This window comes from Humitalea sp. 24SJ18S-53, from assembly GCF_050632385.1.
GTDB lineage: Bacteria > Pseudomonadota > Alphaproteobacteria > Acetobacterales > Acetobacteraceae > Humitalea.
In genome coordinates, this window is record NZ_CP192599.1 from 3857316 (window position 1) to 3880737 (window position 23422).

Consider the following 23422-nt stretch of genomic DNA (forward strand, 5'->3'; position numbering starts at 1 on the left):
TGTGCGCTATATTACCTCGAAGCAAGATTCGCCTTGGAGATGCAGATGACGTCCCGCCGCCGCCTTACCAACCAGGCCCGCCTCCTGGCCGCCTGCGCGGCCTTCGCGCTGGTGCTGGCCCCCGCGATCGCCGACGCCAGGCCGGGCGGTGGGTCGTCCGGCGGCAGCCGCGGCAGCCGCACCTATTCCGCGCCGCCCACGACCAGCACGGCGCCGTCGCAGGCGCGCCCCATGGACCGGACCATGACGCAGCCGTTACGTCCGGCCGCCCCGGTGGCAGGCGCGGGTGCCGCGGGCGCCGCCACCCCGGCGCGGGCCGGCGGCTTCGGCATGGGGCTGATGGGCGGCATCGCCGGCGGCCTGCTCGGCGCTGGTCTGTTCGGCATGCTGACCGGCCAGGGCTTCATGGGCGGGATTGCGGGCCTGGCCGGGATGCTGGGCTTCCTGTTGCAGATCGGGCTGATCGCCGGCCTGGTCTACCTGGTCGTCCGCATGATCCGCCGCCGCGCGCCGCAGCCCGCGATGGCGGGCATGGGCGCCGGCATGGGCGGGATGGCGCGCACGATGGATGGCGGGCGCCCGATGCCCCAAGGCGGCATGGGTGGCGGCGGCATGCCGGCGACCACGCCGGTCAGCATCGGACCGGCCGATTTCGCGGCCTTCCAGCAGATGCTGGTCGAGATGAACGCCGCCTGGAGCCGTGGCGACGTCGCGGCCCTGAAGCGCATCGCGACGCCGGAGATGGTCACCTACTTCGCCAATGACCTGAAGGACCTGGCCGCCCGCGGCTGGCACAATGAAACCCGCGACGTGAGCCTGGACCAGGGCGACCTGTCCGAAGCATGGCGGGAAGGCAATGAAGACTACGCGACCGTCGCGATGAAGTTCTCGATGATCGACGTGACCACGCGGCTGGCCGATGGCGCGGTGGTGGAGGGCGATCCCGCCCGTCGCCAGACATCGACCGAACTCTGGACCTTTGTCCGCCAGGGTGGCGGGGCGTGGCGCCTGTCGGCGATCCAACAGGCCGGCTGACCGGTTTTCCGGGCACCCATTGCCGCCGGGACGGGCACTGCCTGTCCCGGCGGTTTTGTTTTTGGGGTCAGTCCAGCGTGATCTTGCCGTCGCCGAGGACGGCCTTGTAGCGCTCGATCTCCAGCGCGATGAAGGCGCGGAACTCGTCGCCACGCCGGTTGGCGGCGATGGACCCGCCATCCGCCAGCAGCCGCAGCATCGCCGGCGACTGCATCGCCTGGTCCACGCCGCGGATCGACGCCGCGACAATCTCCGGCGGCAGGCCGGGGGGGCCGAACAGCCCGACCCAGCTCATCGCGTCGATCTCGCCATAACCCTGTTCCTGCAAGGTCGTCAGGTCGGGGAAGCGGGCGATCCGCGCCAGCGTGCCGGCCGCCAGGGGCTTCAATTTCCCATCGGCGATCTGCGGCGCCACGGCGCTGACCCCATCGATGGTGAAGGCGACGCGCCCGGCGATCAGGTCGGCCATGGCCGGCGCGCTGCCGCGATAGGGCACATGCAGGAACTCGACGCCCGCATTCTTCGCCAGCATGGAACAGGCGATATGATGCACCGACCCGACGCCCGATGACGCGAAGGGGATCGTCCCCGGCGCGGCCCGCGCCGCCGCAATCAGCGCCGCCGTGGTGGCATAGGGCGACCCCGCCGGCACCACCAGCAGATGCGGATGCACCGCCACCTGGGCGATCGGTGTCATGTCGCGCAGCGGGTCATAGGGCAGGTTGCTGAACAGTGCGGCAGCGACCGCATTCGGCGTGGAATGGCCGAACAGCAGGATATTGCCATCGGCCGGCGCCTTGGCCACGAAATCGGTCGCCAGGGTGCCGGAGGCACCGGACCGGTTCTCGACCACGAAGGGCTGGCCGAGGGCGGTCGTCAGTTGTTCGCTCAGGGCGCGGGCAACCAGGTCGGAAAATCCGCCCGGGGCAAACCCGACCAGCACGCGCACCGGGCGGCGCGGCCAGGCCGTCTGCGCCTGCAAGGCTGGCGCGGCGAGGATGGTCAGGGCAGTGGCGCCCAGGACATTTGCGCCAAGGGCGCGGCGGGTGATGGTCATCGGGAACTCCTATCGCCCACCCCCCGTAGCAAATCCCGTTCCCTACGGCACCAGTACCGCGATCGGCGCGCCCGCATCACGCACCGCGACCGGCACAACCCCCACCGGATCGCCATCCGCCTGCACCGGCACGCCCGCCCCGGCAAAATCCACCACCGAGGCGCGCCGCAATTCCACCCCTGGCATCCGCCGCAACAGCCCCAGCGGCAGCGCCACCCCGCAGCCCGCCGCCGCGACCGGCCCCGCCTTGTGGAACAGCGCGACCCAGAACCCCGGCAGGTCCGGCCGCGCCTCGGGCGCCAGCAGGTAGCGCCCGGCATAGAGCCGCCCCTTGGTGACGATGGCGCTGGTCACCTCCACCGCCACCCCATCCAGGGTCACGGTCATGGGCGGAAAGCCGTAGCCCGCCAGTTCGCGCAGGGATTGCCAGACATAGGCCGCCCGCCCGATCCGCGCCTTCAGCCGCAGGTCCAGCCCGGCCACCACGGCGGCATCGAAGCCGGCGCCCAGCATCTGCACGAACAGCCGTTCCTGCCCGTCAGCCAGGCGGGCGATGCCGGGCCACAGCGCCACGCGCCGCCCCGCGGCCAGGACGCCGGCCGCGTTGCGCAGCGGAATGCCCAATTCCTGTGCCAGCACATTGGCCGTGCCCAGCGGCAGGATGCCCAGGGTGCGGCCGGTGCCCGCGATGCCGGCAGCGACCTCGGCGATCGTGCCATCGCCGCCGGCCGCCACGACCACCGCCGCATCGGCCCCGGCCGCGATGCGGCGCGCATCGCCGGGGGCCGTGGTCTCGATCACCCGCGCGGCGACGCCGCTGGCCGCCAGCGCGGTCAGCGCATCGTCAAGCCGGCGGCGGCGGCGCGCGCCCGCGGCCGGGTTGAAGACGATCAGCATCTGGCCGGGGCGATAGCGCCGCGCGCATGACGCGACAATGACGGATCGGCGACTTCGCTGTGACACGAAAGGAAAAGACTGCTTTCACACAGGCTTCACGCAGAACTTCTTCACATCGGGTTACTGCGCCGCCGACGGCAATGCGCCCCCGAATCGGGCGCCGTGCAGAACCCGGGACAGGCGGAGCGACATGCACCCGACCGACACCAAGCGCCGCTACCGCAGCCTGTTCATCTCCGACGTCCACCTCGGCACGCGCGGCTGCCGCGCGGATTTCCTGGCTGGTTTCCTGAAGCAGGTGGAATGCGAGAACCTCTACCTCGTCGGCGATATCGTCGACGGCTGGCGGCTGAAGAAATCCTGGTACTGGGACGCGCATCATGACGAGGTCATCCGCCTCGTCCTGCGCATGGCCCGCCACGGCACCGATGTGCGCTACATCCCCGGCAACCATGACGAGGTGTTTCGCGCCTGGCTCGGCCATGAGTTTTCCGGCGTGAAATTGCAGGATGAGGCGGTGCACATCGCCGCCGACGGGCGCCGCTACCTCGTCATCCATGGCGACCAGTTCGACGGGGTGATCCGCTACGCCAAGTTCCTCGCCCTGCTGGGCGACTGGGCTTACGACTGGGCGCTCTGGACCAATCGCTGGTTCAACCTGGCGCGGCGGCGGCTGGGCTACCCCTATTGGTCGCTGTCGCAATGGCTGAAGCGCCAGGTGAAGGGCGCGGTCAAGGCGATCGACCGGTTCGAGGGCGCGCTGGCCAACGAAGCCAAGCGCCGGGGCCTGGACGGCGTCATCTGCGGCCACATCCACCACGCCGAGATGCGGGAGGTCGGTGGGCTGATGTATATGAACGACGGCGACTGGGTGGAATCCTGCACCGCCCTGGTCGAACACGCCGACGGCCGTTTCGAACTGATCGACTGGGCGCAGGAGAACCGGTTGTCCTTCTGGCAGGTGCCCGCCCATGCGGCGCCTTGACGGCGTGCCGCAGCGCATCCTGGTCGTCTCCGACGCCTGGCGCCCGCAGGTCAATGGCGTGGTCCGCACCATGGAAACCGTGGTCGGTGAATTGCTTGCCGGCGGCGATACGGTGGAGGTGATCGGCCCCGACCGCTTCCGCTCCATCGCCATGCCGGGCTACGCGGAAATCCGCCTGGCCATCGCGCCCAAGCGCCGGCTGGCGCAATTGATGGACGCCTTCGCCCCCGACGCCGTGCATGTCGCGACCGAAGGGCCGCTCGGCTGGGCCGCCCGCGCGATCTGCCGCGCCCGGGGCCTGCGCTTCACCACATCCTTCCACACCATGTTCCCCGACTACCTGCACGCCCGCACCGGCATTCCGCGCGCCTGGTCCTGGGCGGTCATGCGGCGCTTCCACGGGGCGGGGCAGGGCGTTTTCGTGGCCACCCGCTCACTGGCCAAGACGCTGGAGGGCCATGGCTTCAAGAACCTGGTCGCCTGGTCGCGCGGCGTGGACCTGGCGCGCTTCAAGCCTGGCGGCAAGGACCCGCACGGCGACCTGCCCCGGCCGATCTTCCTCTATGCCGGGCGAATCGCGGTGGAAAAGAACATCGCCGCCTTCCTGGCGCTGGACCTGCCGGGCACCAAGGTCGTCGTCGGCGACGGGCCGCAGCGCCCGGCGCTGGAACGGCAATTCCCCAACGCCGTCTTCACCGGCTACCGCGACAATGGCGTGCTCGCCGCCTCCTACGCCCATGCCGATGTCTTCGTCTTCCCCAGCCGCACCGACACGTTTGGCCTGGTGCTGCTGGAGGCCCTGGCCGCCGGCACGCCGGTCGCGGCCTATCCCGTCACCGGGCCGCTGGACGTGATCGGCGATGCCCCCGTCGGTGCGCTGGACGAGGATCTGCGCGCCGCCTGCCTGCGCGCGCTGGATGCCGACCGCGGCCTGTGCCGGACTCATGCCGAGGCCTTCTCCTGGGCCGCCTGCGCCGAGAGGTTCCGCGCGGCGCTGGTTCCCATGCGATAGGGCCACCCTCGCCGCCGGGGCGGTGGCCGTGCTAGGCGCGGCTTTGTGACATTCCATCGCCCATGCTGAAACGTATCATCCGCCACCCTTCCGTATTGGCGGTCGGGGCACGGTTGCTCGGCGCGTATCTGGCCCTGGTCTACCGCACCACGCGCTGGTCGCTGGTCGGCGCCGAACATGCGGCGGCTTTTCCCGAACAGCAGCGCCCGGTCATCGCCGCCTTCTGGCACGAACGCCTGCCGCTGATGCCGCGCATGTGGCAGGCGGCGACGGCGCGCCTGCCGGAAGGCGTGTCCTGGCCGGCGCGGGTGCTTGTCTCCCGGTCCCGCGACGGGCGCTTCATCGGCGCCATCGTCGGCCGCTTCGGGCTGGTGATGGTCCATGCCTCGACCAATCGCGGCGGCACCACGGGGCTGCGGGAGATGTTGCGCGTGCTGGCCGGGGGCCATGCCGTGGTCATCACCCCCGATGGCCCGCGCGGGCCGCGCCGGGTCGCGGCGGGCGGGGTCGCGCAACTGGCCGCGCTGTCGGGCGTGCCGGTGCTGCCCTGTGCGGCCGCGACCACGCGGCGGATCATCCTGCCATCCTGGGACCGCATGATGCTGCCGCTGCCGTTTGGCCGCGGCGTGGTGGTCTGCGGCGCGCCCATCCCGGTCGCGCGCGACGCGGCCGCCACGATGCTGCCGGTGATCGAGGCCGCGCTGACCGCGGCCTGCGACGCCGCCGACGCCTGGGTGCTGCGCCCGTGACCGGTGCCCTGCCGGCCATGGCCTGGCGCATCGCGACGCGGGTCGCGTCCCCGTTGCTTCCCTTGTTCCTGGCCCGCCGCGTCCGGCGCGGCAAGGAAATCGCCGCCCGCCTGCCGGAACGCCAGGGCCATGGCGCCGACCGCCCGCCCGGGCGGCTGGTCTGGCTGCATGCCGCCAGCGTCGGCGAAAGCCAGTCGCTGCTGCCGCTGCTGACGGCCCTGGCCCGCCGCGCGCCCGACCTGCATTTCCTGGTGACCACGGGCACCGTCACCTCGGCGGCGCTGCTGGCCGAACGCCTGCCGCCGGCGCTGGCCGCCCGCACCCGGCATCGCTTCGTGCCGCTGGACGTGCCGGCCTGGGTGGCGCGCTTCCTCGACACGTGGCGGCCCGACGCGGGCATCTTCGTCGAAAGCGAGTTGTGGCCGAACCTGATCGCCGCCGCCACGGCGCGCAATATCCCGCTGGGGCTGGTGAATGCCCGGCTATCGAAGAAGGCCACCGCCACCTGGGCGCGGCTGCCCGGCTTTGCGGCGCGGGTGCTGGGCGCCTTCCGCCTGGTCGCGGCGCAGACCCACGCCGATGCCGACCGCCTGCGCCAGATCGGCGCGGCCGAGGTGCAATCCTGGGGCAACCTCAAGGCCGCGGCCGCCCCCCTGCCCGCCGATCCGGCCGAACTGGCCCGGCTGCGGACCATCCTGGCCGGGCGCCCCGTCTTCGTCGCCGCCAGCACCCACCCCGGAGAGGAAGCGGCGATCCTGGCCGCCCGGCCGGCGGGCGTGCTGACCATCCTGGTGCCGCGCCACCCGGATCGGGGGGCCGAGGTCGCGGCCCTCGCCGGGGCTGCCCCCCGCCGCAGCCTGGGCGCCACCCCCGGCCCGGCCGATCCCGTCTGGGTCGCCGACACCCTGGGCGAACTCGGGCTGTGGTTCCGCCTGGCCGGGGCCGCGTTCATCGGCGGCAGCCTGGTCCCGCTCGGCGGGCACAACCCGCTCGAGGCCGCGCGCCTGGGCTGCCCGGTCATCTTCGGCCCGCACATGGGCAATTTTTCGGAAGCGGCGGCCCTCCTGCTGCAAGCCGGGGGGGCCATCCAGGTGCCCGATGCGGCGGCGCTGGCCGCGGAGGTGGCGGCCGTGCTAACCAATGCACGCAAGGCGGGCGATATGGTCGCGGCCGCGATGGCGGCGATGGGCCGACCCGATGGGTCGGAGGCACTGCCGGATCGTCTGGCCGCCGTGATCCTGCCCTGGCTACCCCCGGCCGAAGCGGCGGGGGTGGCCGACGCGGAGCCGGGCGCAAGCGTCGCGCCCGGTTAGGTTTTTCGCCGGCTTCAACCGAGTTGAGAGGGACAGACAGGAACCGATGCGGGCCCCCGATTTCTGGTCCGGGGGCGGTGGTGGCTTGGCGCCGCTGCTGCTCTCCCCCTTCTCGGCGCTTTATGCGCAGGTGACCGCGCGGCGCATGGCGCGCCCGGGTTGGAATTGCGGCATCCCGGTGATCTGCGCCGGCAATGCCACCGCCGGCGGTGCCGGCAAGACCACCCTGGCGCTGGATATCGGCCGCCGCCTGGCCAATCGCAGCATCGCCGCCAGCTTCCTGACCCGTGGCTATGGTGGCCGCGAAAAGGGGCCGATGCGCGTCGACCCAGCCCGGCACGACAGCCGCGACGTGGGGGATGAGGCACTGCTGCTCGCCAGCGAACGCCCCACCTTCCTGGCCGCCGACCGCGCCGAGGGCGCCCGCGCCGCCATCGCCGCCGGCGCCCAGGCGCTGGTGATGGACGATGGGTTGCAGAACCCGACCCTGCACAAGGACCTGTCCTTCCTGGTGATCGATGGCAGCTTCGGCTTCGGCAATGGCCGGGTGATCCCATCCGGCCCCTTGCGCGAATCCCCCGCCGCCGCCGCCGCGCGCTGCCACGCCGCCGTGCTGATCGGCGATGACGAAACCAACGCCCTGGCCGCCCTGCCGCCGCAACTGCCGGTGCTGCGCGCCCGCCTGGCGCCGGGGCCGGAGGCGTTGCTGCTGGCCGGCACGCCGGTCTTCGCCTTCTGCGGCATCGCCAATCCGCGCAAGTTCTTCGCGACCTTGCAGGAAGCGGGTGCCGTGATCGCCGGGCGCACCGCCTTCGCCGACCACTACCCCTTCGACGACGGCGACATGAAGGACCTGCTGGCCGAGGCGGAAAGCCTGCGCGCCGTGCCGGTCACCACGCGCAAGGATGTGGTCCGCATCCCCCCCGCCTATCGCAGCCGGGTGACGGTGGTGACCGTCAGCCTGGAATGGGAAGAACCGGCCGCGATCGAAAGCCTGCTGGACCCCTTGGCCGGACGGGTCGCCGTTCCCGCCTGATATGATGGCACTATACCGGCTGGACGGTTGACTTACCGTCCAGCCGGTATAGTTCAAGCGGAATGGATCATCCGCCCCCCGCGCGCGCGCCCGAATCGCTCGACGCCCGCACCCGAATCCTGGATGCGGCCGAGGCGATCGTGCAGGCCCGCGGCGTCCCCGCGCTGACCCTGGAAGCCGCCGCCCGCGATGCCGGCGTGTCCAAGGGCGGGCTGCTCTATCACTTCGCGTCCAAGCAGGCCTTGCTGATCGGGCTGATGCAGCGCCTGGCGCAGTTCGTCTCACTCGAAATCCAGGCGGGTATCGAGGCCGAGCCGCCCGGCCCGCATCGCGTCGCCCGCGCCTGCCTGGCCTGGTTCCTGAACGACAATCCGGTCTGCCTGACCGAGGAACGCTACGACCGCGCCAGCGCCGTGTTCCTGGCGGCACACCATCATGACCCGGCGCTTCTCGACCCCATCCGGGCCGTGTTCCAGGCCCAGAAGGCGGCGCTGCTGGCCGATGGTACGCCACCGGGCCCGGGGCTGGCCATCATGGCCGCCGGCGATGGGCTGTTCATGGCGCATATCTTTGGCACCTGGAGCATCACCGATTCCGAACGCGCGGCCCTGCGTGAAACCCTGACGGGGCTTCTGGCGTCATGAGCGGGGCCGCGATGTTCCTGGTCGGGGTGTTGTCGCTGCTGGTGGGTGGCGCCTGCGACCTCGTCTCCGACCTGCGCAGCCGCGGCGACATGGCGGGGTTCCGCCTGGGCTACGAGGACGCGATGATCCGGTTCGCCGTGGAGGAAGAGGCCTTGCTCCGCGCCCAGGATGTGGCGCCATGACCCGGCGCGCGATGGCCCTGGGCGTGCTGCTGGTCGCCCTGGCCGGCGGCGCCGCCTGGCATTTCACGCAACCCGAAGCCGCGGCGCCGCCGGCCGCCGCCGCCCCGGCCGCTCCCAGCGGCGTCGGGGCGCTGGGCCGGATCGAACCGCAATCCCGCATCCGCAAGCTGAACCAACCCGGCGGCATGGCCGTCACCCGCCTGGACGCGCTGCTGGTGGCCGAGGGCGACCGGGTCGCGGCGGGGCAACTGGTCGCCGTCTTCGCCGATGCCGCGCAGAAGGACGCGGCGGTGGCCCAGGCCGAGGCCGCCCTGGCCCAGTCCCGCGCCATGCTGGACCGTATCCGCGCCGCCGGCCGGCCGGAGGACATCATCGCCGCCCGCGCCCGCGTGGACGCGCTGCACGCCGCCGAGGAAAGTGCCCGGCGCGACGCCGTGCGCGCGCAATCCCTGGTGCCCTCCGGCGCCGGCGGGGTCGCCGCCGCCGACCGCAGCCGCTTCATCGCCGACCGCACCGCCGCCGAACGGGCCGAGGCCGAGGCCCAGTTGCAGCGCCTGCTGGCCCCGCGCCCCGAGGACCTGACCGTCGCCGAGGCTGAACTGGCCGCCGCCAGCGCCGCCCTGGACAAGGCCCGCGCCGATGCCGCCCTGGCCCGCGTCACCGCGCCCATCGCCGGCACCGTGCTGCGCATCTACGCCCGCCCGGGCGACCAGGTCGGCAGCACCGACGGCTTGCTGGACCTGGCTGACCTGGATCACCTGGATGTGGTGGCCGATGTCTACGAAACCGACCTGCCGCGCCTGTCCATCGGGCAAGCGGCCGAGATCGTCGTTCCCGGCGAATCCCGCCGCTTCGGCGCGACGGTGCGCGAGATCGGCTGGAGCGTCCGCCGCACCACCCAATCGGGCACCGACCCCGTCGCCGCCGTCGATGCGCGCACGGTCGAGGTGCGGCTGGCCCTGGACGAGGCCGGCGTCGCGGCGCTGCGCCGGCGCACCAACATGCAGGTCCAGGTGGCGATCCGGCCATGAACGAAATTTTGCGTACCCCCCCGGTGGGCTTGCTGCCCTGGGCGCCCGAACGCGCTGGGCCGGACAGCATGGCATCGCCCGCGCCGCCGCCGCCGCGCCGCCCGCTGCCGGGGATCGGTTTCCTCTGGCTGCCGCTGCGCCTGGCCTGGCGGCAGTTGCGGGCGGAAAAATCGCGCCTGGCCTCGGCCATCGCCGGGGTGATGTTCGCCTGCGTGCTGGTGTTCATGCAGTTGGGGTTTCGCGCGGCCCTGTTCGACAGCGCGACCGCCCTGCTGGCCAACATGAAGGCCGAGCTTTTCCTGATCCATCCGCTGACCACCGCCAGTTTCCGCCCCGAACCCATCCCGCGAGTCCGCGCCTACCAGACCTTGGCCGACCCCGAGGTCGCGCAGGCGGTGCCGATCTACCTGGCCCAGGCGACCTTCCGGAACCCGGTCGATGGCAGCCGGCGCGCGGTGCAGATGATCGGCTTCGACCCGGAATCGGGCGCGATCCAGTTCGATGGGCTGGCGCCGCTGGTGGATGCGCTGAAGCGGCCGGACACGGTGGCCTTCGACGGGCTGTCGCGCCCCGAATTCGGCCCGATCGGCGATCTGGTCGCCGCACTTCCGGCGGGCTCCGCCCTGCGCGTGCAGATCGGCAATCGCAATGTCGATGTCGTCGGCATGGTCACCATCGGCCCGTCCTTCGGCGCCGATGGCAATGCCGTCTCCAACGAGGTGAATTTCCGCCGGATCGTCAGCGAACGCAGGCCGACCAATACCGATCTGGTCGCGCTGCGCCTGGCCCCCGGCGCCGATCCCGCCGCCGTGCAGGCGCGGCTGCGGCGGCTGCTGCCGCCCGATGTGAACGTCCTGACCCATGCCGAACTGGTCGCGCATGAACGCAACTATTGGGAAACGGCGACGCCCATCGGCTTCATCTTCGCCTTCGGCAGCCTGATGGGCCTGATCGTGGGGATGGTGATCGTCTACCAGATCCTGTTCAGCGACATCGCCAACCACCTGCGCGAGTACGCGACATTGAAGGCCATCGGCTATTCCAACTTCTTCCTCGCCCGCGTGGTGATGTCGGCGGCGCTGATCCTGGCGGGGTTCGGGTTTCTGCCCGGGGCGGTGGTCTCGGCGGTGATGTATGATTCGATCGGTGCCGCGACGTTTTTGCCGCTGGGCATGACGATGGATCGCGGGATCGCCGTGTTCATCATGATTTTCACGATGTGCGGGTTGGCGGGCCTGCTCGCGATGCGGAAACTGCGGGCGGCCAATCCGGCGGATATGTTCTGATGCCGGCCCCGGTCGTGATGCGGGATGTGACTTATGCCTACGGCACCGGCGATTTGGCGCGGCCGGTGCTGCGGTCGGTGTCGCTGCGGATCGAGCCTGGTGAAATCGTGCTGCTGACCGGCCCTTCGGGCAGCGGCAAGACCACCTTGCTGACCCTGGTCGGCGCCTTGCGCGCGATGCAGCAAGGCACGGCATCGGTGCTGGGCCTGGATCTGGCGGGGGCATCGGAATCCGCGCGCACGGCGCTTCGCAGCCGCATCGGCTTCATCTTCCAGCAGCACAATTTGTTGGGGTTTTTGACCGCGCGGCAAAATGTCGCGATGGCGCTGGAACTGGATCCTGGCACGACCGAAGCCGAACGCCTGCGCCGCGCCGGCGACATGCTGGCCGCTGTGGGTCTTTCCGATCACACCGAAAAATGGCCCGACAAGCTATCGGGCGGGCAGCGCCAACGTGTCGCCGTCGCGCGCGCGCTGGTGGGTCAGCCCGGGTTGGTGCTGGCCGATGAACCGACAGCCGCGCTGGACAAGCAAAGCGGGCAGGAGGTCGTGCATTTGCTCCGCGACCTGGCCAAATCGCGCGGCGCGCCGATCCTGCTGGTGACGCATGACCCGCGCATCCTGGATGTCGCGGACCGCATCGTGTCGATGGAGGACGGGCGGATCGTGCCCGCGGATCAACCGAAGACCAGCAGCGCCCCGGCGTCGTAGAGGCGCTGCGCCAAGCCCTCCTCATTCACCAAAAGCACCACCCCGGGCGCCGCGTTGCGCAGCAAACGCGCGCCGGCCTGGGCGATGCCACGGCCTGCCTCCGCATCATCGGAAAACAGGGCGATGGCGGGGATGGGCGCTGCGCTGGTCAGCACTGCATCGGGCGGGACGAGGGGCTGTATGTGCGACATGGTCATGGTTTACGAGACGAAGATGAACATCGCGTAAACGCCTCAGGCGGGCGGCAGCGGTGGCCTCGGGTCGAGGAAAAGCTGAAACCACGACAGCGAGAAATGCAGATGCGGCCCGGTCACGCGCCCGGTCATGCCGATGGCGCCGATCCGCTGCCCCTTCGCCACCACATCCCCCAGCGCCACATCCTGCGCCGACAGATGCGCATAGAGCGTGTTGATCCCATGCCCATGGTCCAGCACCAGCAGGCGGCCGAAGAAGATGAACTCCCCCGCCAGCGACACCCGCCCCGGCATGGCCGCCAGCACGGGCGTGCCGATCGGCGCCGCGACGTCGAGCCCAAAATGCGGCTGGCGCGGCTGGCCGTTCAGGATGCGCTGGCTGCCATAGACGCCGCTGATCCGCCCCTGCGCCGGCCAGGCCATCCCGGCCGTGAAGCCCGTGTCGCCGGTATCGGCCGCGCGGGCGGCGCCCAACTGCTCCCGCTCGGCGGCGATGCGGGCCAGGTCGGCGGCATTGGGCGTCACCTGCGCGGGTGGCAGGCCCTGGATCGACTGCACGTCCCAGGTCCGGCGCGCGATGGCCAGGCGGGTGGTTTCGGCCTGCCCGCGCGGATTGGTCACGACCAGCACCGCCTGGGCCGCGGCATCGCGCCCAAAGCCGAAGGCGACATCGCCCGCCGGCGACACGCGCAGCGCCCGCCCGTCCAGGGCCGCGCGGCTGCCCACCGGCACGCGCGCCACGACAAACCCGCCCTGGGTCAGCCGTGCTGCCGGCAGGTCCAGCGCCCCCGCCGGCCGTGCCAGCAGCAGCAGCGGCGCGGCCAGCGCGGCGCGTCGCCGCATCACAACAGGCTCGCCTGCGGCGGCGGCGTTTTCGCCCGGGCGCGTTTCTGGGCGGCGACCACCCCGGCCTCGCCATCGGCGAACACCAGGGTCAGCGCCGCGCCCGGCTGCACGGCGGCGGCGCTGGCGATGGGCGCACCCGCGGAATCGCGCACCAGCGCGAACCCCCGCGCCAGCACGGCGGTGTAGGAGGCCGCGGCCAGCCGTGCCGCCAACCCATGCAGCCGCGCCGTCGCCTCCCGCAGCGCCCCCGCGATTCGCGGGGCCGGGTTGGCGATGCGGTCCAGGCGCGCCCGGCGCTGGTCCAGCAAGCGGCGCATCGCCGCCCCCTGGCGCTGCTGTTGCATGGCAATCGCCGCGCGACGGGCAAAAATACCCTCGCGCGGGTGCGGCAGGCGTGGCGCGATGGCGGCCAGGGCGGCGCGCTTGCTGGCAATCCCCGTGGCTGGCGCCCGTGCCAGGCGTGCCGACAAATCGTCCAGCCGCTGGCGCGCCGCCTGCACCCGCCCCGGCAAATCGGGCAGCGCATTCGCCGCGCGGTCCAGCCGGGTCCTGGCCCGTTCCACCCGCGCCGTGCCGGCGGCCTGCAACCGCGCCTCGGTCTGGCGCAGTGCCGCCAACAGATCCAACCGCGCCGGCACCGCCATTTCGGCCGCCGCGGTCGGCGTCGGCGCCCGGCGGTCGGAGGCGAAATCGATCAGCGTCGTATCCGTCTCATGCCCCACGGCGCTGATCAGCGGAATGTGGCTGGCCGCGGCCGCGCGCACCACCGCCTCGTCGTTGAAGGCCATCAGGTCTTCCAGGCTGCCACCGCCACGGGCCACGATGATCACATCGGGCGCGGGGCGCATCCGGTTGAAGCCCTCGATCGCGGCGGCGATGCGGGCGGCGGCGCCTTCGCCCTGCACCGGCACCGGCCACAGCAGAATCTTGCGGGGGAACCGCCGCTGGATGGTGGTGATGATGTCCTGGATCACCGCGCCGCGTTCGCTGCTGATCACCCCGATCACCGCGGGCAGTCGAGGCAGGGGCCGCTTGCGTTCGGTGTCGAACAGCCCTTCGGCCAGTAGTTTCGCCCGCAGTTTCTCGATGGCGGCCAGCAGCGCGCCCTCGCCGGCGTAATCCAGCCGGTCCACGGTCAATTGGTAGTTCGACTGGTCCGGATAGGTGGTCAGCTTGCCCGAGGCGATCACCTCGGTCCCATTTTCCGGCTTGATGCCCGAACGGCCCGGCGACCAGGACCACATGACGCAGCGGATCTTGCCGCCACCCTCCGGGTCCTTCATCGAGAAATAGAACCGGGTGGGGCCATAGGCCTTGGCCTCGGTCACCTCGCCCCGCACGCGGACGCGGCCGAAAGCGCCCTCGATCGTGCGCTTCACGGCGCCGGACAACTCGCCGACGGTGTATTCGGGAATGTTGCTGGGGGCGGGTTTGTCCATCCCCGGCAAGCTAGCCTTCCCCGACCGCCGCCGCCATGCGGGCCGCCAGGCGCCGACGCATCATCTCCCGCACCAGGAACCAATTGCCCAGGACGAACACCGCCACCAGCACCGCCCAGAAAACGCCGTTCTGCGATTTCGCCGCGGCATCCGCCCCGACGGCGGCCGTCCAGCCCGGCAGCAGCATCACCGGCGCCCAGACGATGGCCGAGGCGATATTGGCCGATTGGAACACGCCCTCCGGCATCCGGACCACGCCGGCCACGGCCGGGGCCACCGCCCGCATCGGCCCCAGGAACCGGCCGAAGAAAATCGCCGCCCAGCCCCAGCGGCGGAACAGCAGCAGCGCCCGGGCATAGTTGCGCCGTTGCGACCGCGGCAGCCATTTTTGCACCAGGCGCTTGCCAAAGGCCCGGCACAGCCAGAAGCCGATGGCATCCCCCACGATGGCGCCGCCGATGGCCGCGATCAGCACCGGCCCGGGTTCCAGCACGCCGCTGCCGACCAGCGCGCCGATCCCCAGCAACATCGCCGTCGCCGGCACCAGGATGCTGACGCCGGGGAAGGATTCCAGGAAGGTGACGGCAAAGACGGCAAAGGGCGCCCAGGCATCGCCAGCGCGCAGCCAGCCCTCGAACATCGCGATCAGCGGGTCGAACATGAACATGTCCAGATTGTCATGCGGCAGCCTATAGCCCTGCGATTGCGGCACGGCCATGGCGAGGCGTCGAAGAGAGGATTTTTTCGCATGCGGGTTCTGGTCGTGGGCGGCGGTGGGCGGGAACACGCGCTGTGCTGGAAACTGGCGCAAAGCCCCCTGTTGACCGCGCTGTGGTGCGCGCCGGGCAATGCCGGGATCGCCGAAGTGGCGCGTTGCGTGCCGATCGGGGCGACCGACATCCCGGCCCTGGTCGCCTTCGCCGTTGAACAGCGGATCGACCTGGTCGTGGCGGGGCCGGAGGCGCCGCTGACCATTGGCCTGGCCGATGCCTGCGCCGCCGCCGGGTTGCGCTGCTTCGGCCCCTCCGCCGCCGCCGCCCAGCTTGAGGGCAGCAAGAGCTTCATGAAACAGGTCGCCGACGCCGCCGGCGCGCCCACGGCGGCCTGGGCACGGTTTTCCGACAGCGCCCTGGCCCGCGCCTACGTCCGCACCACCGGCGCGCCCATCGTGGTCAAGGCCGATGGCCTGGCCGCCGGCAAGGGTGTCGTGGTCGCGAGTTCGGTGGAGGAGGCCGAGGCCGCCATCGCCGAGATCATGGACGACCGCATCCATGGCGCGGCCGGGGCCGAGGTCATCATCGAGGAATGCATGACCGGCCCCGAAATCTCCTTCTTCGCGCTCTGCGACGGGGTGACCGCCGTGCCCTTCGGCGCGGCCCAGGACCATAAGCGCGTGGGCGACGGCGACACCGGCCCGAACACCGGCGGCATGGGTGCCTATGGCCCGCCGCCGATCTTTACGGCCGCGATGCAGGCGGAGGTGATGGCCCGTTGCATCACCCCCGTCCTGGCCGACATGGCCGCCCGCGGGGCGCCGTTTCGCGGGGTGCTCTTCGCCGGGCTGATGCTGACGCCGACGGGGCCGCGCCTGCTGGAATTCAACGTCCGCTTCGGCGACCCGGAATGCCAGGTGCTGATGCTGCGGCTGGAATCGGATCTGCTGCCGTTGCTGGTCGCGGCCTGCGAAACCCGTCTGCACGAGGTGCCCGTCGTCTGGCGCGACGAGTCCGCGGTCGTCGTGGTCATGGCGGCCGAGGGCTACCCCGGCACCCCCCGGCGCGGCACGGTGATCCGCGGTCTGGAGGCCGCCGACGCCATCCCGCGGGCAAAAGTGTTCCACGCGGGCACGGCCCTGCGTGCGGATGGCGCCGTGATCGCCGAGGGCGGGCGCGTGCTCGGTCTGGCCGCAACCGGGACCGACCTGCGTCATGCGCGGGATACGGCCTATGCGGCCGTCGCGGCCGTGGATTGGCCAGAGGGGTTTTGCCGCGGCGATATCGCCGCGCGCGCTGTGATGCCGCCGACGGCTGCAACGGGTGAGTGAAACATGGGGAGTGGCGCCATGGAGAGGGCTTCGCCCCATTTCAAAGCACAACTTCCCCATTTTTCCCGCGATCCGCCCAGTGTCTACCCCGCGTCCAGCAGCGCCAGTCCCGCCTCGGGCTTGTCCAGGATCTCAGTCAGGCGCGCGGCGGTCACCAGCGGCAGGCGTGCCGGGCGGCGTGCGATGGTGGCGATGACCGCGGCCAGGCTTTTCGCATAGGGGCCGGCCTCGCCGATCGCGGCGCCGGCGCGCGCCAGGCGTCGCAGGCCACGGGCGGCGTCCTCCAGCGCGGCGGGTTCGGCGCCGTCCAACAGGGGCTGCAACAGCGTCGCCTGCATCAGGGCGGCGAAGCGTGCCAGGCAATCGGCGGCGGCGCGCTGGCGCAGGCGGTGCAGATGCGCCCGGCGACGGGCGCGGTCGGCGGCCGGGGCGTCCTCCATATCGGCCAGCAAGCGCGCCAGGCCATGCGCCGCGGCGGCGGCCCCGACGGCGGTTTCGCTGGCGAAGGGATGAATCTCGCACCCCTCGAGGAACACGTCGAGCGCGAGTTCCGCGGGCACATGCGCCCGCGGGTCCAGCCGTGCCGCCACGCTGGCGATGGTGCCGGGCATGGCCGAACGGGTGATCAGCAGGTTGAGACCCGCGGTGAAGGGCCCCGGCCCCTCGGCCAGCAGCGGCAGCAATGCGGCGCGCAGCAGGGCCGCATCGGGTTCGGTGGCGCTGGCGGCCAGCCACAGCGCATGGCCCTGGCGCAGCACGGCGGCGGCGAGCTTCAGCAGGGGCGCCGCATCCTCGGGCTTTAGCCCGGTGTCGGACCAGCCCGGCGGCAGCTCCGCGGCGTCGAACGCGGCGGCGGCGGCGGGCCAGAGCATGGCGCCCGTATCGGCCACTGCCGCGACATCGACGGTCCGCCGCCCCTGGAGCTGGGCGGTGACGTCACCCCACAGCGCGGGGGCGGCGCGTTCCACCAGATGGGCCAGGGGGATCAGGATGCTGCGCGGGATCGCCGGCAGGCCGCGCCGCCAGGCCGCGGGCTGCATGATCGCGCCGTTCAAGGGTTCGAACAGCAGCCGCACCGGGCGCATCGGGCGCGGGATGCGCAGGCGGCGCAGGCGCGGGCGGATGCCTTGCAGGATGCGGTCCACCTGGTCGCGATCGGGCCAGGCGTCCAGCATGGGCAGGACGCGGCCCAGCATCTCATCCGGCGCCGAGACCAGGCTGGCCTGCAGGCTGCGCAGGCTGCTGGCGCCCGGGACGGTCCTGGCGGGGCCGTTCATGCGCGCAGCGACCAGGCCATCGTGGATTCGGCCAGCCACTGCGGTTCGGGACCGAGCGGGCGCAGGCTGCCTGGCACGCTGCCGGCGCGGCCGGGGGCGGCGAGCGGGCGTCCGGCCCAGGCCGATGCCTCGACCGGCCAGGTGGGCGCGAGCGCCGACAGGGTGTCGAGCAAGGTATCGCCCAGCCCCGGCACCAGGGCATGCAGCGCGGGCAGGCGCGGCCAGCCGTCCAGGCACCAGCCGGGCCGCGCCGCCAGGTCGGCCAGCCCCGCCACCCGTTCGGGCCAGGCACCCAGCAGGGTCGCGATGTCCTTGATCGCGGCGCCCACGGCGCGCCACTGCTGGTCGGCCAGGTCGGCAGCGTCCTCCACCCGTTCGATCAGATGCGCCGCGGTGCTGCCCCGGCGCAGAGCCGCGGCGAGGTGGCGCAAGGCCGCGATGCCCTGCACGACCGGGGCTGCTTCGGTCTGCGGCAGCAGCCCGAGCGGCGCGACCAGGATCGCGAGGTCGTTCAGCCGCGCGGCGATGGTCATCGCCGGCAATCCCTGTGCGGCACCGAGTGCCGCGAGCGCCCAGGCGGCCCGCCGTTCGCGCCCGGCCGGGACATCGGCCGCCAGCGGCGGGCCGGAACCAGGGGGTTCCATGGCCATGACCAGCCGGGCGACCAGGCCGGCGCGCGATGCGTCCAGCACGCGCGCATCGGCGGCCAGGGCGGCGCGCGCGGCGGCTTCCGCCGCAGGCCCCGCCGCCCCGCCAGCCGCGACCGCCAGCGCATGAGACCGCACCAGATCCGGCGTCGGCGGGCCCAGCGCGCGGATCAGCAGGATGTCGAACAGGCTGGGCGCGGCCAGGCCGGCCAGGGCGTCCCATGGCAGCACATACAGGCCCCGCCCGCCGGAGGGATTGGGCAGCAGGTATTCGCGCGACCCACCGGCCGTGGCGCGCACGCGGACGCCGGCCAGGGCCGGGCCGGTCATCGGCAGCAGGACGCCCCGATCGGCGAAGGTCGCGACCTGCTCCGTCACCAACGGGAAGGTCGTTCTGGTTTGTTGCTGTTCCACGCCGGCACACTTGGCGCCGGCGGGTTAGCGCCGGGTTACGGATCAGGCGCCGCGGAACACCGGCTTGCGCTTTTCCTGGAAGGCCAGGGTCGCCTCGCGGAAATCGGCCGTCTTGGCAAAGCCCTGGGCGGCGGCCTGTTCCTCCGCCGAGACGGGGATCGGCCCGCGCAGGGCTTGCAGGGCGCGCTTGTGGTAGCGGTTGGACAAAGGCGCGCCCTGGCAGATGCGCCGGGCCAGGGCGTCGGCTTCGTCGAAGACGGCGTCATCGGGCACGAGGCGGCTGATGAGGCCCTTCTGGAAGGCTTCGGGGCCGGTGAAGACGCGGCCCTCGATCATCAATTCGCAGGCGATGGCATAGCCGACGACGGAGAGGATCGGGTCCAGTTCGGCATGCGCGTACCAGATGCCGCGTTCGCGGGCGGGCACGCCGAGCTTCATGCTTTCGCCGCCGACGCGGAAATCGCACATGCTGGCGATGCCGGCGCCGCCGCCCATGCACCAGCCGCTGATCGCCGCGACCACGGGATGGGTGCAGGTGCGGATCGCCTGCATCGTGTGGTGCAGGTCTTCGTTGTAGCTGGTCGGCTTGTCGGGCGTGCCGCGGTCGCGGTCGAAGGCCGCGATATCGGCGCCCGCGGAGAAGGCGGCGCTGCCGGCGCCACGGATGACGATGCAGCCGATCTCGTTCACATCGCCCAGGGTGTCGAAAGCCGAGCCGAGCGCCTGCCACATCGGCAGGTCCAGCGCGTTGCGCTTTTCGGCACGGTCGATCAGCACCGTGGCCACGGGGCCATCGGTCATGACCTTGATCCTGTCGTGGGTGATCATCGCGTCGGCTGTGGCGGCGTCACGCTGTAGTCGTAAAAGCCCTTGCCGGTCTTGCGACCGAGCCAGCCGGCTTCGACATACTTCACCAGCAGCGGGCAGGGCCGATACTTGCTGTCGCCCATGCCTTCGTAGAGCACGCCCATGATCGAGGCACAGGTATCCAGCCCGATGAAATCGGCCAGTTCCAGCGGCCCCATCGGGTGGTTGGCGCCGAGCTTCATGGCGGTGTCGATGGAGGTGATGTTGCCCACGCCCTCATACAACGCGTAGCAGGCCTCGTTGATCATCGGCACCAGGACGCGGTTGACGATGAAGGCGGGGAAATCCTCGGACGTCGCGACGGTCTTGCCCAGCTTATGGGCCAGGGCCTCGATCGCGCGAAAGGTGACTTCGTCGGTGGCGATGCCGCGGATGACCTCGACCAGCTTCATCACCGGCACGGGGTTCATGAAGTGCATGCCGATGAAGCGGTGCGGCCGGTCGGTCGCGGCCGCCAGGCGGGTGATGGAAATGGAGGAGGTGTTGGAGGCCAGCATCGCCGAGGGCTTCAGATGCGGGGCGACCGAGCGGAAGATGGCGTGCTTGACGGCTTCCTTTTCCGTCGCGGCCTCGATCACCAGGTCGCAATCGTTGAGCACGGGGTATTCGGTGCCGGTGGTCACCAGCGCCAGCGCCGCGTCGCGCTGTTCGGCGGTGATGGTGTTGCGGTTGACCTGGCGGTCCATGTTCTTCGACATCACGCCACGCGCGCGTTCCAGCGAGGCCGGATCGACATCGATCATCCGGACCGCGATCCCCGCCAGGGCCGCGACATGGGCGATGCCGCTGCCCATCTGCCCGGCGCCGATCACGCCGATGGTGGCGATGGTCGGCAGGCTGGAACCGGCGGCGGTTTCCGCCGGCGCGGGCTTGATGTCGACGGTCATGGGCGGCCCAGTTCGGTTTCAAGCTCCGGCACCAGCTTGAACAGGTCGCCGACGAGGCCGTAGTCGGCGACCTGGAAGATCGGTGCCTCCTCGTCCTTGTTGATGGCGACGATGAACTTGCTGTCCTTCATGCCGGCCAGGTGCTGGATCGCTCCGGAGATGCCGATGGCGATATACAGTTCCGGGGCGACGATCTTGCCGGTCTGGCCGACCTGATGGTCGTTCGGCGCGTAGCCCGCGTCCACGGCCGCGCGGCTGGCGCCAACGGCGGCGCCCAGCAGGTCGGCGACCTTGTCGAGGATGTGGAAGTTCTCGGCCGAACCCATCGCGCGGCCGCCGGAGATGACGATGCGCGCGGCGGTCAGTTCGGGGCGTTCGGACTTGGCGATCTCGGCACCGACGAAGACCGACAGGCCGGGGTCGGCGGCGGTGGCCGCGGCCTCGATCGGGGCGCTGCCGCCATCGGCGGCCACCGGGTCGAAGGACGCGGCGCGGATGGTCATCACCTTCTTCGTATCCGACGACCGCACCGTCGCCAGCGCGTTGCCGGCATAGATCGGGCGGACGAAGGTATCGGCATCGACCACGGCGGCGACATCGCTGATCGGCTGCACGTCCAGCAGGGCGGCGACCCGCGGCATCACATTCTTGCCGATGGCGGAGGACGCGCCGAGCAGATGCGTATAGCCGGGCGCCAGGGCGACCAGCAGCGCCGCCAGCGGTTCGGCCAGGGCATGCGCGTAGGGCGCTGCTTCGGCGGTCAGCACCTTGGCGACACCCGGCAGGCGGGCGGCGGCGGCGGCGGCGGGGCCAGTGGCATCGCCGGCCACGAGCACATGGACTTCACCCAACTGCACCGCGGCCGCGACGGCGCTGCGGGTCGGCTGGCTGATGGCGCCTTCGGCGTGGTCGGCGAGAACGAGGACCGTCATCTCAGATCACCTTCGCTTCGTTGCGGAGTTTCGACACAAGCTCGGCAACCGAGGCGACCTTCTGGCCCGCCTTGCGCTTGGCGGGTTCCTCGACCTTCAGCACGGTCAGGCGCGGGGCCGGGTCGACGCCGAGGTCGGCCGGCTTCAGCGTCTCGATCGGCTTCTTGCGCGCCTTCATGATGTTCGGCAGCGAGGCGTAGCGGGGTTCGTTCAACCGCAGGTCGGCGGTGACGATGGCCGGCAGGGAGAGCGACACCGTCTCAAGCCCGCCATCGACTTCGCGCACCACGGTGATGCGTTCGCCTTCGATGGTGATCTTGCTGGCGAAGGTGCCCTGGGGCCAGCCCATCAACGCGGCCAGCATCTGGCCGGTCGCATTCATGTCGTCGTCAATGGCCTGCTTGCCCATTACGACCAGCCCGGGGCTTTCCTTGGCGATGATCGCCTTGAGCAGCTTGGCGACCGTGAGGGGTTCCACCGTGCCGTCGTGTTCGACCAGGATGCCGCGATCGGCGCCCATGGCCAGCGCCGTGCGGATCTGTTCGGCACAGGCGGCCGGGCCGACCGAGACGGCGATGATCTCCGTGGCGACGCCCTTTTCCTTCAGGCGCACGGCTTCCTCGACCGCGATTTCGTCGAAGGGGTTCATCGACATTTTGACATTGGCGGTTTCGACGCCAGTGCCATCCGCCTTGACGCGGACCTTGACGTTGTAATCGACCACCCGCTTGACGGGGACGAGGAGCTTCATCGACGCGCTTCCTGGCAGAGGACCGGCTTGGCCGGATGGGAGGTCTTGCGGCGCCTTCGCAGGCGCCGGATGCGGCCATCTCGCAACCGCACAATCGCTTATTGCTATAAGACCGGGCGCCCCGCCCCGGCAAGGGCAGCCATCAGCCCCGCATCAGGGTGATCAGCAGCATGAACAGCAGCAAGGCCGCCCCTTGCAGCAGCACCCGCCAGCGCATCAGCGCATTGGACCTGGCGCCATTGCCGCCGCGCGCCATGCTGACCAGCCCGGCCAGCAGCACGCCCAGGGTGCCGAGCATGGCGACACCGACCAGGATCATGAGAAAGGTTTTCATGGCCTAAAGATGCGCCGGGCGGCGCGGTGCGCAAGCCTGCTACCCGCCACCGGACAGCAGCGCTTCCAGCGCCGGCCCCAGCCCCACACTCGGCGTCCCTGCCCCGGCCAGCCGAATCGGTCCCCTCGCCGCCGCCGCCCCCAGCAGCAGGCAATCCAGGCTGTCCAGCACCGGGGCCGCCACATGCGGCGCCACCAGCGGCGCGATCCCGGCCAGGCCCGCGCCGCCCAGCACCACCACGCCGGCGCCATCCTCGACCGCCTGGGTCGCGGTTTCCGACAGCATGATCGCGGCGGTGGCCGGGTCGCGGGCGATCATGTCCCCGGTCGGCGCGATGCCGCGGACCAGCGCCTGGTCGGGTCCAAACCCCCGCACGAGGCAGAAGGCCCGCAGCATCGGCACCCAGGCCGCCCCGCCGGTCAGCAGGGCGAAGCAGGGGTGCAGGGCCGCGGCGGCGGCGACCGACGCATCGGCCATGCCGACCACGGGGCCGGGAAAGATTTCCCGCGCCGCCGCCAGCCCCGGGTCGCCGAAACAGGCGATGGCGATGGCGTCCACGTCCGATGCGTGTTCGGCCACGGCGTCCAGCACCGCGTGGCCGGCGATGGCGGCCGCGGACTCCGACGCGATGTAGCGCGCGCCGAAGCGGGCGGTGACCGGGACCAGGGTGATGCCCGCCAGCCCCAGGCGCGGCAGGGCGGCCGCGGCCTTGCGGGCCAGCAGGTCGGTGATCGCGGGGTCGGTGTTCCCGTTCAGCAGCAGCAGTCGCATGGGGGCAAGCCTGCCCCGGCGGCGCCCCGGCCGGAAGCCCCGTGCAGAAAATCCTGGCGCTGGCACAGGCCTTGCTGAAACC

General features: G+C 71.4%; 26 protein-coding genes. 12 read left to right on the forward strand and 14 right to left on the reverse strand.

Annotated elements, in window-relative coordinates; genetic code table 11:
- The first annotated feature begins 45 nt into the window (after positions 1-45).
- Positions 46-1035: a Tim44 domain-containing protein gene (locus ACQW02_RS18370; RefSeq protein WP_431281357.1), complete on the forward strand. Its 990-nt coding sequence runs from the start codon at positions 46-48 to the stop codon at positions 1033-1035.
- Between the two features lie 67 nt (positions 1036-1102).
- Here the strand turns inward: ACQW02_RS18370 and ACQW02_RS18375 are convergent, their stop codons facing one another.
- Both ACQW02_RS18375 and ACQW02_RS18380 read right to left on the reverse strand, forming a co-directional pair.
- The gene (locus ACQW02_RS18375) at positions 1103-2092 is read right to left on the reverse strand and encodes a Bug family tripartite tricarboxylate transporter substrate binding protein (RefSeq protein ID WP_431281358.1); all 990 of its coding nucleotides are present in this window, start codon (positions 2090-2092) and stop codon (positions 1103-1105) included.
- 42 nt (positions 2093-2134) lie between these two features.
- On the reverse strand, positions 2135-3055 hold the full coding sequence (locus ACQW02_RS18380; RefSeq protein ID WP_431281359.1) for a diacylglycerol/lipid kinase family protein: 921 nt from the start codon (positions 3053-3055) through the stop codon (positions 2135-2137).
- Positions 3056-3179: 124 nt separating this feature from the next.
- Here ACQW02_RS18380 and ACQW02_RS18385 point away from each other — a divergent pair, with 124 nt between their 5' ends.
- The 10 genes from ACQW02_RS18385 to ACQW02_RS18430 all read left to right on the forward strand — a co-directional run bounded on the left by ACQW02_RS18385 (position 3180) and on the right by ACQW02_RS18430 (position 11937).
- Positions 3180-3974, forward strand: a complete 795-nt coding sequence (locus ACQW02_RS18385; RefSeq protein WP_431281360.1) for a UDP-2,3-diacylglucosamine diphosphatase — start codon at positions 3180-3182, stop codon at positions 3972-3974.
- Positions 3961-4986 carry a glycosyltransferase family 4 protein gene (locus tag ACQW02_RS18390; protein ID WP_431281361.1) on the forward strand — a complete coding sequence of 342 codons (1026 nt, stop codon included), beginning with the start codon at positions 3961-3963 and terminating at the stop codon, positions 4984-4986. Before ACQW02_RS18385 ends, ACQW02_RS18390 begins: the two co-directional genes overlap by 14 nt.
- 62 nt (positions 4987-5048) lie before the next feature.
- Positions 5049-5735 (forward strand): lysophospholipid acyltransferase family protein, encoded by a 687-nt coding sequence (locus ACQW02_RS18395; protein ID WP_431281362.1) that lies wholly within the window; start codon positions 5049-5051, stop codon positions 5733-5735.
- On the forward strand, positions 5732-7048 hold the full coding sequence (locus ACQW02_RS18400; RefSeq protein WP_431281363.1) for a 3-deoxy-D-manno-octulosonic acid transferase: 1317 nt from the start codon (positions 5732-5734) through the stop codon (positions 7046-7048). Before ACQW02_RS18395 ends, ACQW02_RS18400 begins: the two co-directional genes overlap by 4 nt.
- Positions 7049-7094: 46 nt before the next feature.
- A complete protein-coding gene (lpxK, locus tag ACQW02_RS18405; protein ID WP_431281364.1) occupies positions 7095-8084 on the forward strand; it encodes a tetraacyldisaccharide 4'-kinase in 990 nt (329 codons plus the stop codon).
- A gap of 62 nt (positions 8085-8146) precedes the next feature.
- On the forward strand, positions 8147-8728 hold the full coding sequence (locus tag ACQW02_RS18410; protein ID WP_431281365.1) for a TetR/AcrR family transcriptional regulator: 582 nt from the start codon (positions 8147-8149) through the stop codon (positions 8726-8728).
- Positions 8725-8910, forward strand: coding sequence for a hypothetical protein (locus ACQW02_RS18415; RefSeq protein WP_431281366.1), 186 nt, complete (start codon positions 8725-8727; stop codon positions 8908-8910). Before ACQW02_RS18410 ends, ACQW02_RS18415 begins: the two co-directional genes overlap by 4 nt.
- Complete coding sequence (locus ACQW02_RS18420; RefSeq protein ID WP_431281367.1) at positions 8907-9941, forward strand: efflux RND transporter periplasmic adaptor subunit; 1035 nt, start codon at positions 8907-8909, stop codon at positions 9939-9941. Before ACQW02_RS18415 ends, ACQW02_RS18420 begins: the two co-directional genes overlap by 4 nt.
- Entirely contained in the window at positions 9938-11227 is a 1290-nt protein-coding gene (gene devC, locus ACQW02_RS18425; RefSeq protein WP_431281368.1) for an ABC transporter permease DevC, read from the forward strand. Before ACQW02_RS18420 ends, devC begins: the two co-directional genes overlap by 4 nt.
- Positions 11227-11937, forward strand: a complete 711-nt coding sequence (locus ACQW02_RS18430) for an ATP-binding cassette domain-containing protein (RefSeq protein ID WP_431281369.1) — start codon at positions 11227-11229, stop codon at positions 11935-11937. Before devC ends, ACQW02_RS18430 begins: the two co-directional genes overlap by 1 nt.
- Here ACQW02_RS18430 and ACQW02_RS18435 read toward each other — a convergent pair.
- Genes ACQW02_RS18435 through ACQW02_RS18450 form a run of 4 tightly spaced genes read right to left on the reverse strand, consistent with a single transcriptional unit; the run spans position 11904 to position 15203 of the window.
- The gene (locus ACQW02_RS18435; protein ID WP_431281370.1) at positions 11904-12128 is read right to left on the reverse strand and encodes a hypothetical protein; all 225 of its coding nucleotides are present in this window, start codon (positions 12126-12128) and stop codon (positions 11904-11906) included. The genes ACQW02_RS18430 and ACQW02_RS18435 overlap by 34 nt on opposite strands.
- 42 nt (positions 12129-12170) lie before the next feature.
- A complete protein-coding gene (locus ACQW02_RS18440) occupies positions 12171-12974 on the reverse strand; it encodes a M23 family metallopeptidase (RefSeq protein WP_431281371.1) in 804 nt (267 codons plus the stop codon).
- Complete coding sequence (gene xseA, locus ACQW02_RS18445; RefSeq protein ID WP_431281372.1) at positions 12974-14416, reverse strand: exodeoxyribonuclease VII large subunit; 1443 nt, start codon at positions 14414-14416, stop codon at positions 12974-12976. Before xseA ends, ACQW02_RS18440 begins: the two co-directional genes overlap by 1 nt.
- A 10-nt stretch (positions 14417-14426) precedes the next feature.
- Positions 14427-15203, reverse strand: a complete 777-nt coding sequence (locus ACQW02_RS18450) for a DedA family protein (protein WP_431281373.1) — start codon at positions 15201-15203, stop codon at positions 14427-14429.
- Between ACQW02_RS18450 and purD the strand changes: the two genes are divergently transcribed.
- Positions 15165-16460: a phosphoribosylamine--glycine ligase gene (gene purD / locus ACQW02_RS18455; RefSeq protein ID WP_431281374.1), complete on the forward strand. Its 1296-nt coding sequence runs from the start codon at positions 15165-15167 to the stop codon at positions 16458-16460. The two genes, ACQW02_RS18450 and purD, sit on opposite strands and share 39 nt — an antisense overlap.
- A gap of 83 nt (positions 16461-16543) precedes the next feature.
- Here the strand turns inward: purD and ACQW02_RS18460 are convergent, their stop codons facing one another.
- From ACQW02_RS18460 to ACQW02_RS18495, 8 genes are all read right to left on the reverse strand, one after another.
- Positions 16544-17737 (reverse strand): hypothetical protein, encoded by a 1194-nt coding sequence (locus tag ACQW02_RS18460; protein WP_431281375.1) that lies wholly within the window; start codon positions 17735-17737, stop codon positions 16544-16546.
- Positions 17734-18762, reverse strand: a complete 1029-nt coding sequence (locus ACQW02_RS18465) for a hypothetical protein (protein ID WP_431281376.1) — start codon at positions 18760-18762, stop codon at positions 17734-17736. Before ACQW02_RS18465 ends, ACQW02_RS18460 begins: the two co-directional genes overlap by 4 nt.
- A gap of 78 nt (positions 18763-18840) precedes the next feature.
- Entirely contained in the window at positions 18841-19599 is a 759-nt protein-coding gene (locus tag ACQW02_RS18470) for an enoyl-CoA hydratase/isomerase family protein (RefSeq protein WP_431281377.1), read from the reverse strand.
- A 23-nt stretch (positions 19600-19622) separates the two neighbouring features.
- A complete protein-coding gene (locus ACQW02_RS18475) occupies positions 19623-20552 on the reverse strand; it encodes a 3-hydroxybutyryl-CoA dehydrogenase (protein ID WP_431281378.1) in 930 nt (309 codons plus the stop codon).
- Positions 20549-21484, reverse strand: coding sequence for an electron transfer flavoprotein subunit alpha/FixB family protein (locus ACQW02_RS18480; RefSeq protein ID WP_431281379.1), 936 nt, complete (start codon positions 21482-21484; stop codon positions 20549-20551). Before ACQW02_RS18480 ends, ACQW02_RS18475 begins: the two co-directional genes overlap by 4 nt.
- A gap of 1 nt (position 21485) precedes the next feature.
- Positions 21486-22235, reverse strand: a complete 750-nt coding sequence (locus ACQW02_RS18485) for an electron transfer flavoprotein subunit beta/FixA family protein (protein ID WP_431281380.1) — start codon at positions 22233-22235, stop codon at positions 21486-21488.
- A 142-nt stretch (positions 22236-22377) separates the two neighbouring features.
- Entirely contained in the window at positions 22378-22569 is a 192-nt protein-coding gene (locus ACQW02_RS18490; protein WP_431281381.1) for a twin transmembrane helix small protein, read from the reverse strand.
- A 39-nt stretch (positions 22570-22608) separates the two neighbouring features.
- Positions 22609-23340: an aspartate/glutamate racemase family protein gene (locus tag ACQW02_RS18495; protein ID WP_431281382.1), complete on the reverse strand. Its 732-nt coding sequence runs from the start codon at positions 23338-23340 to the stop codon at positions 22609-22611.
- Between the last annotated feature and the right edge of the window lie 82 nt (positions 23341-23422).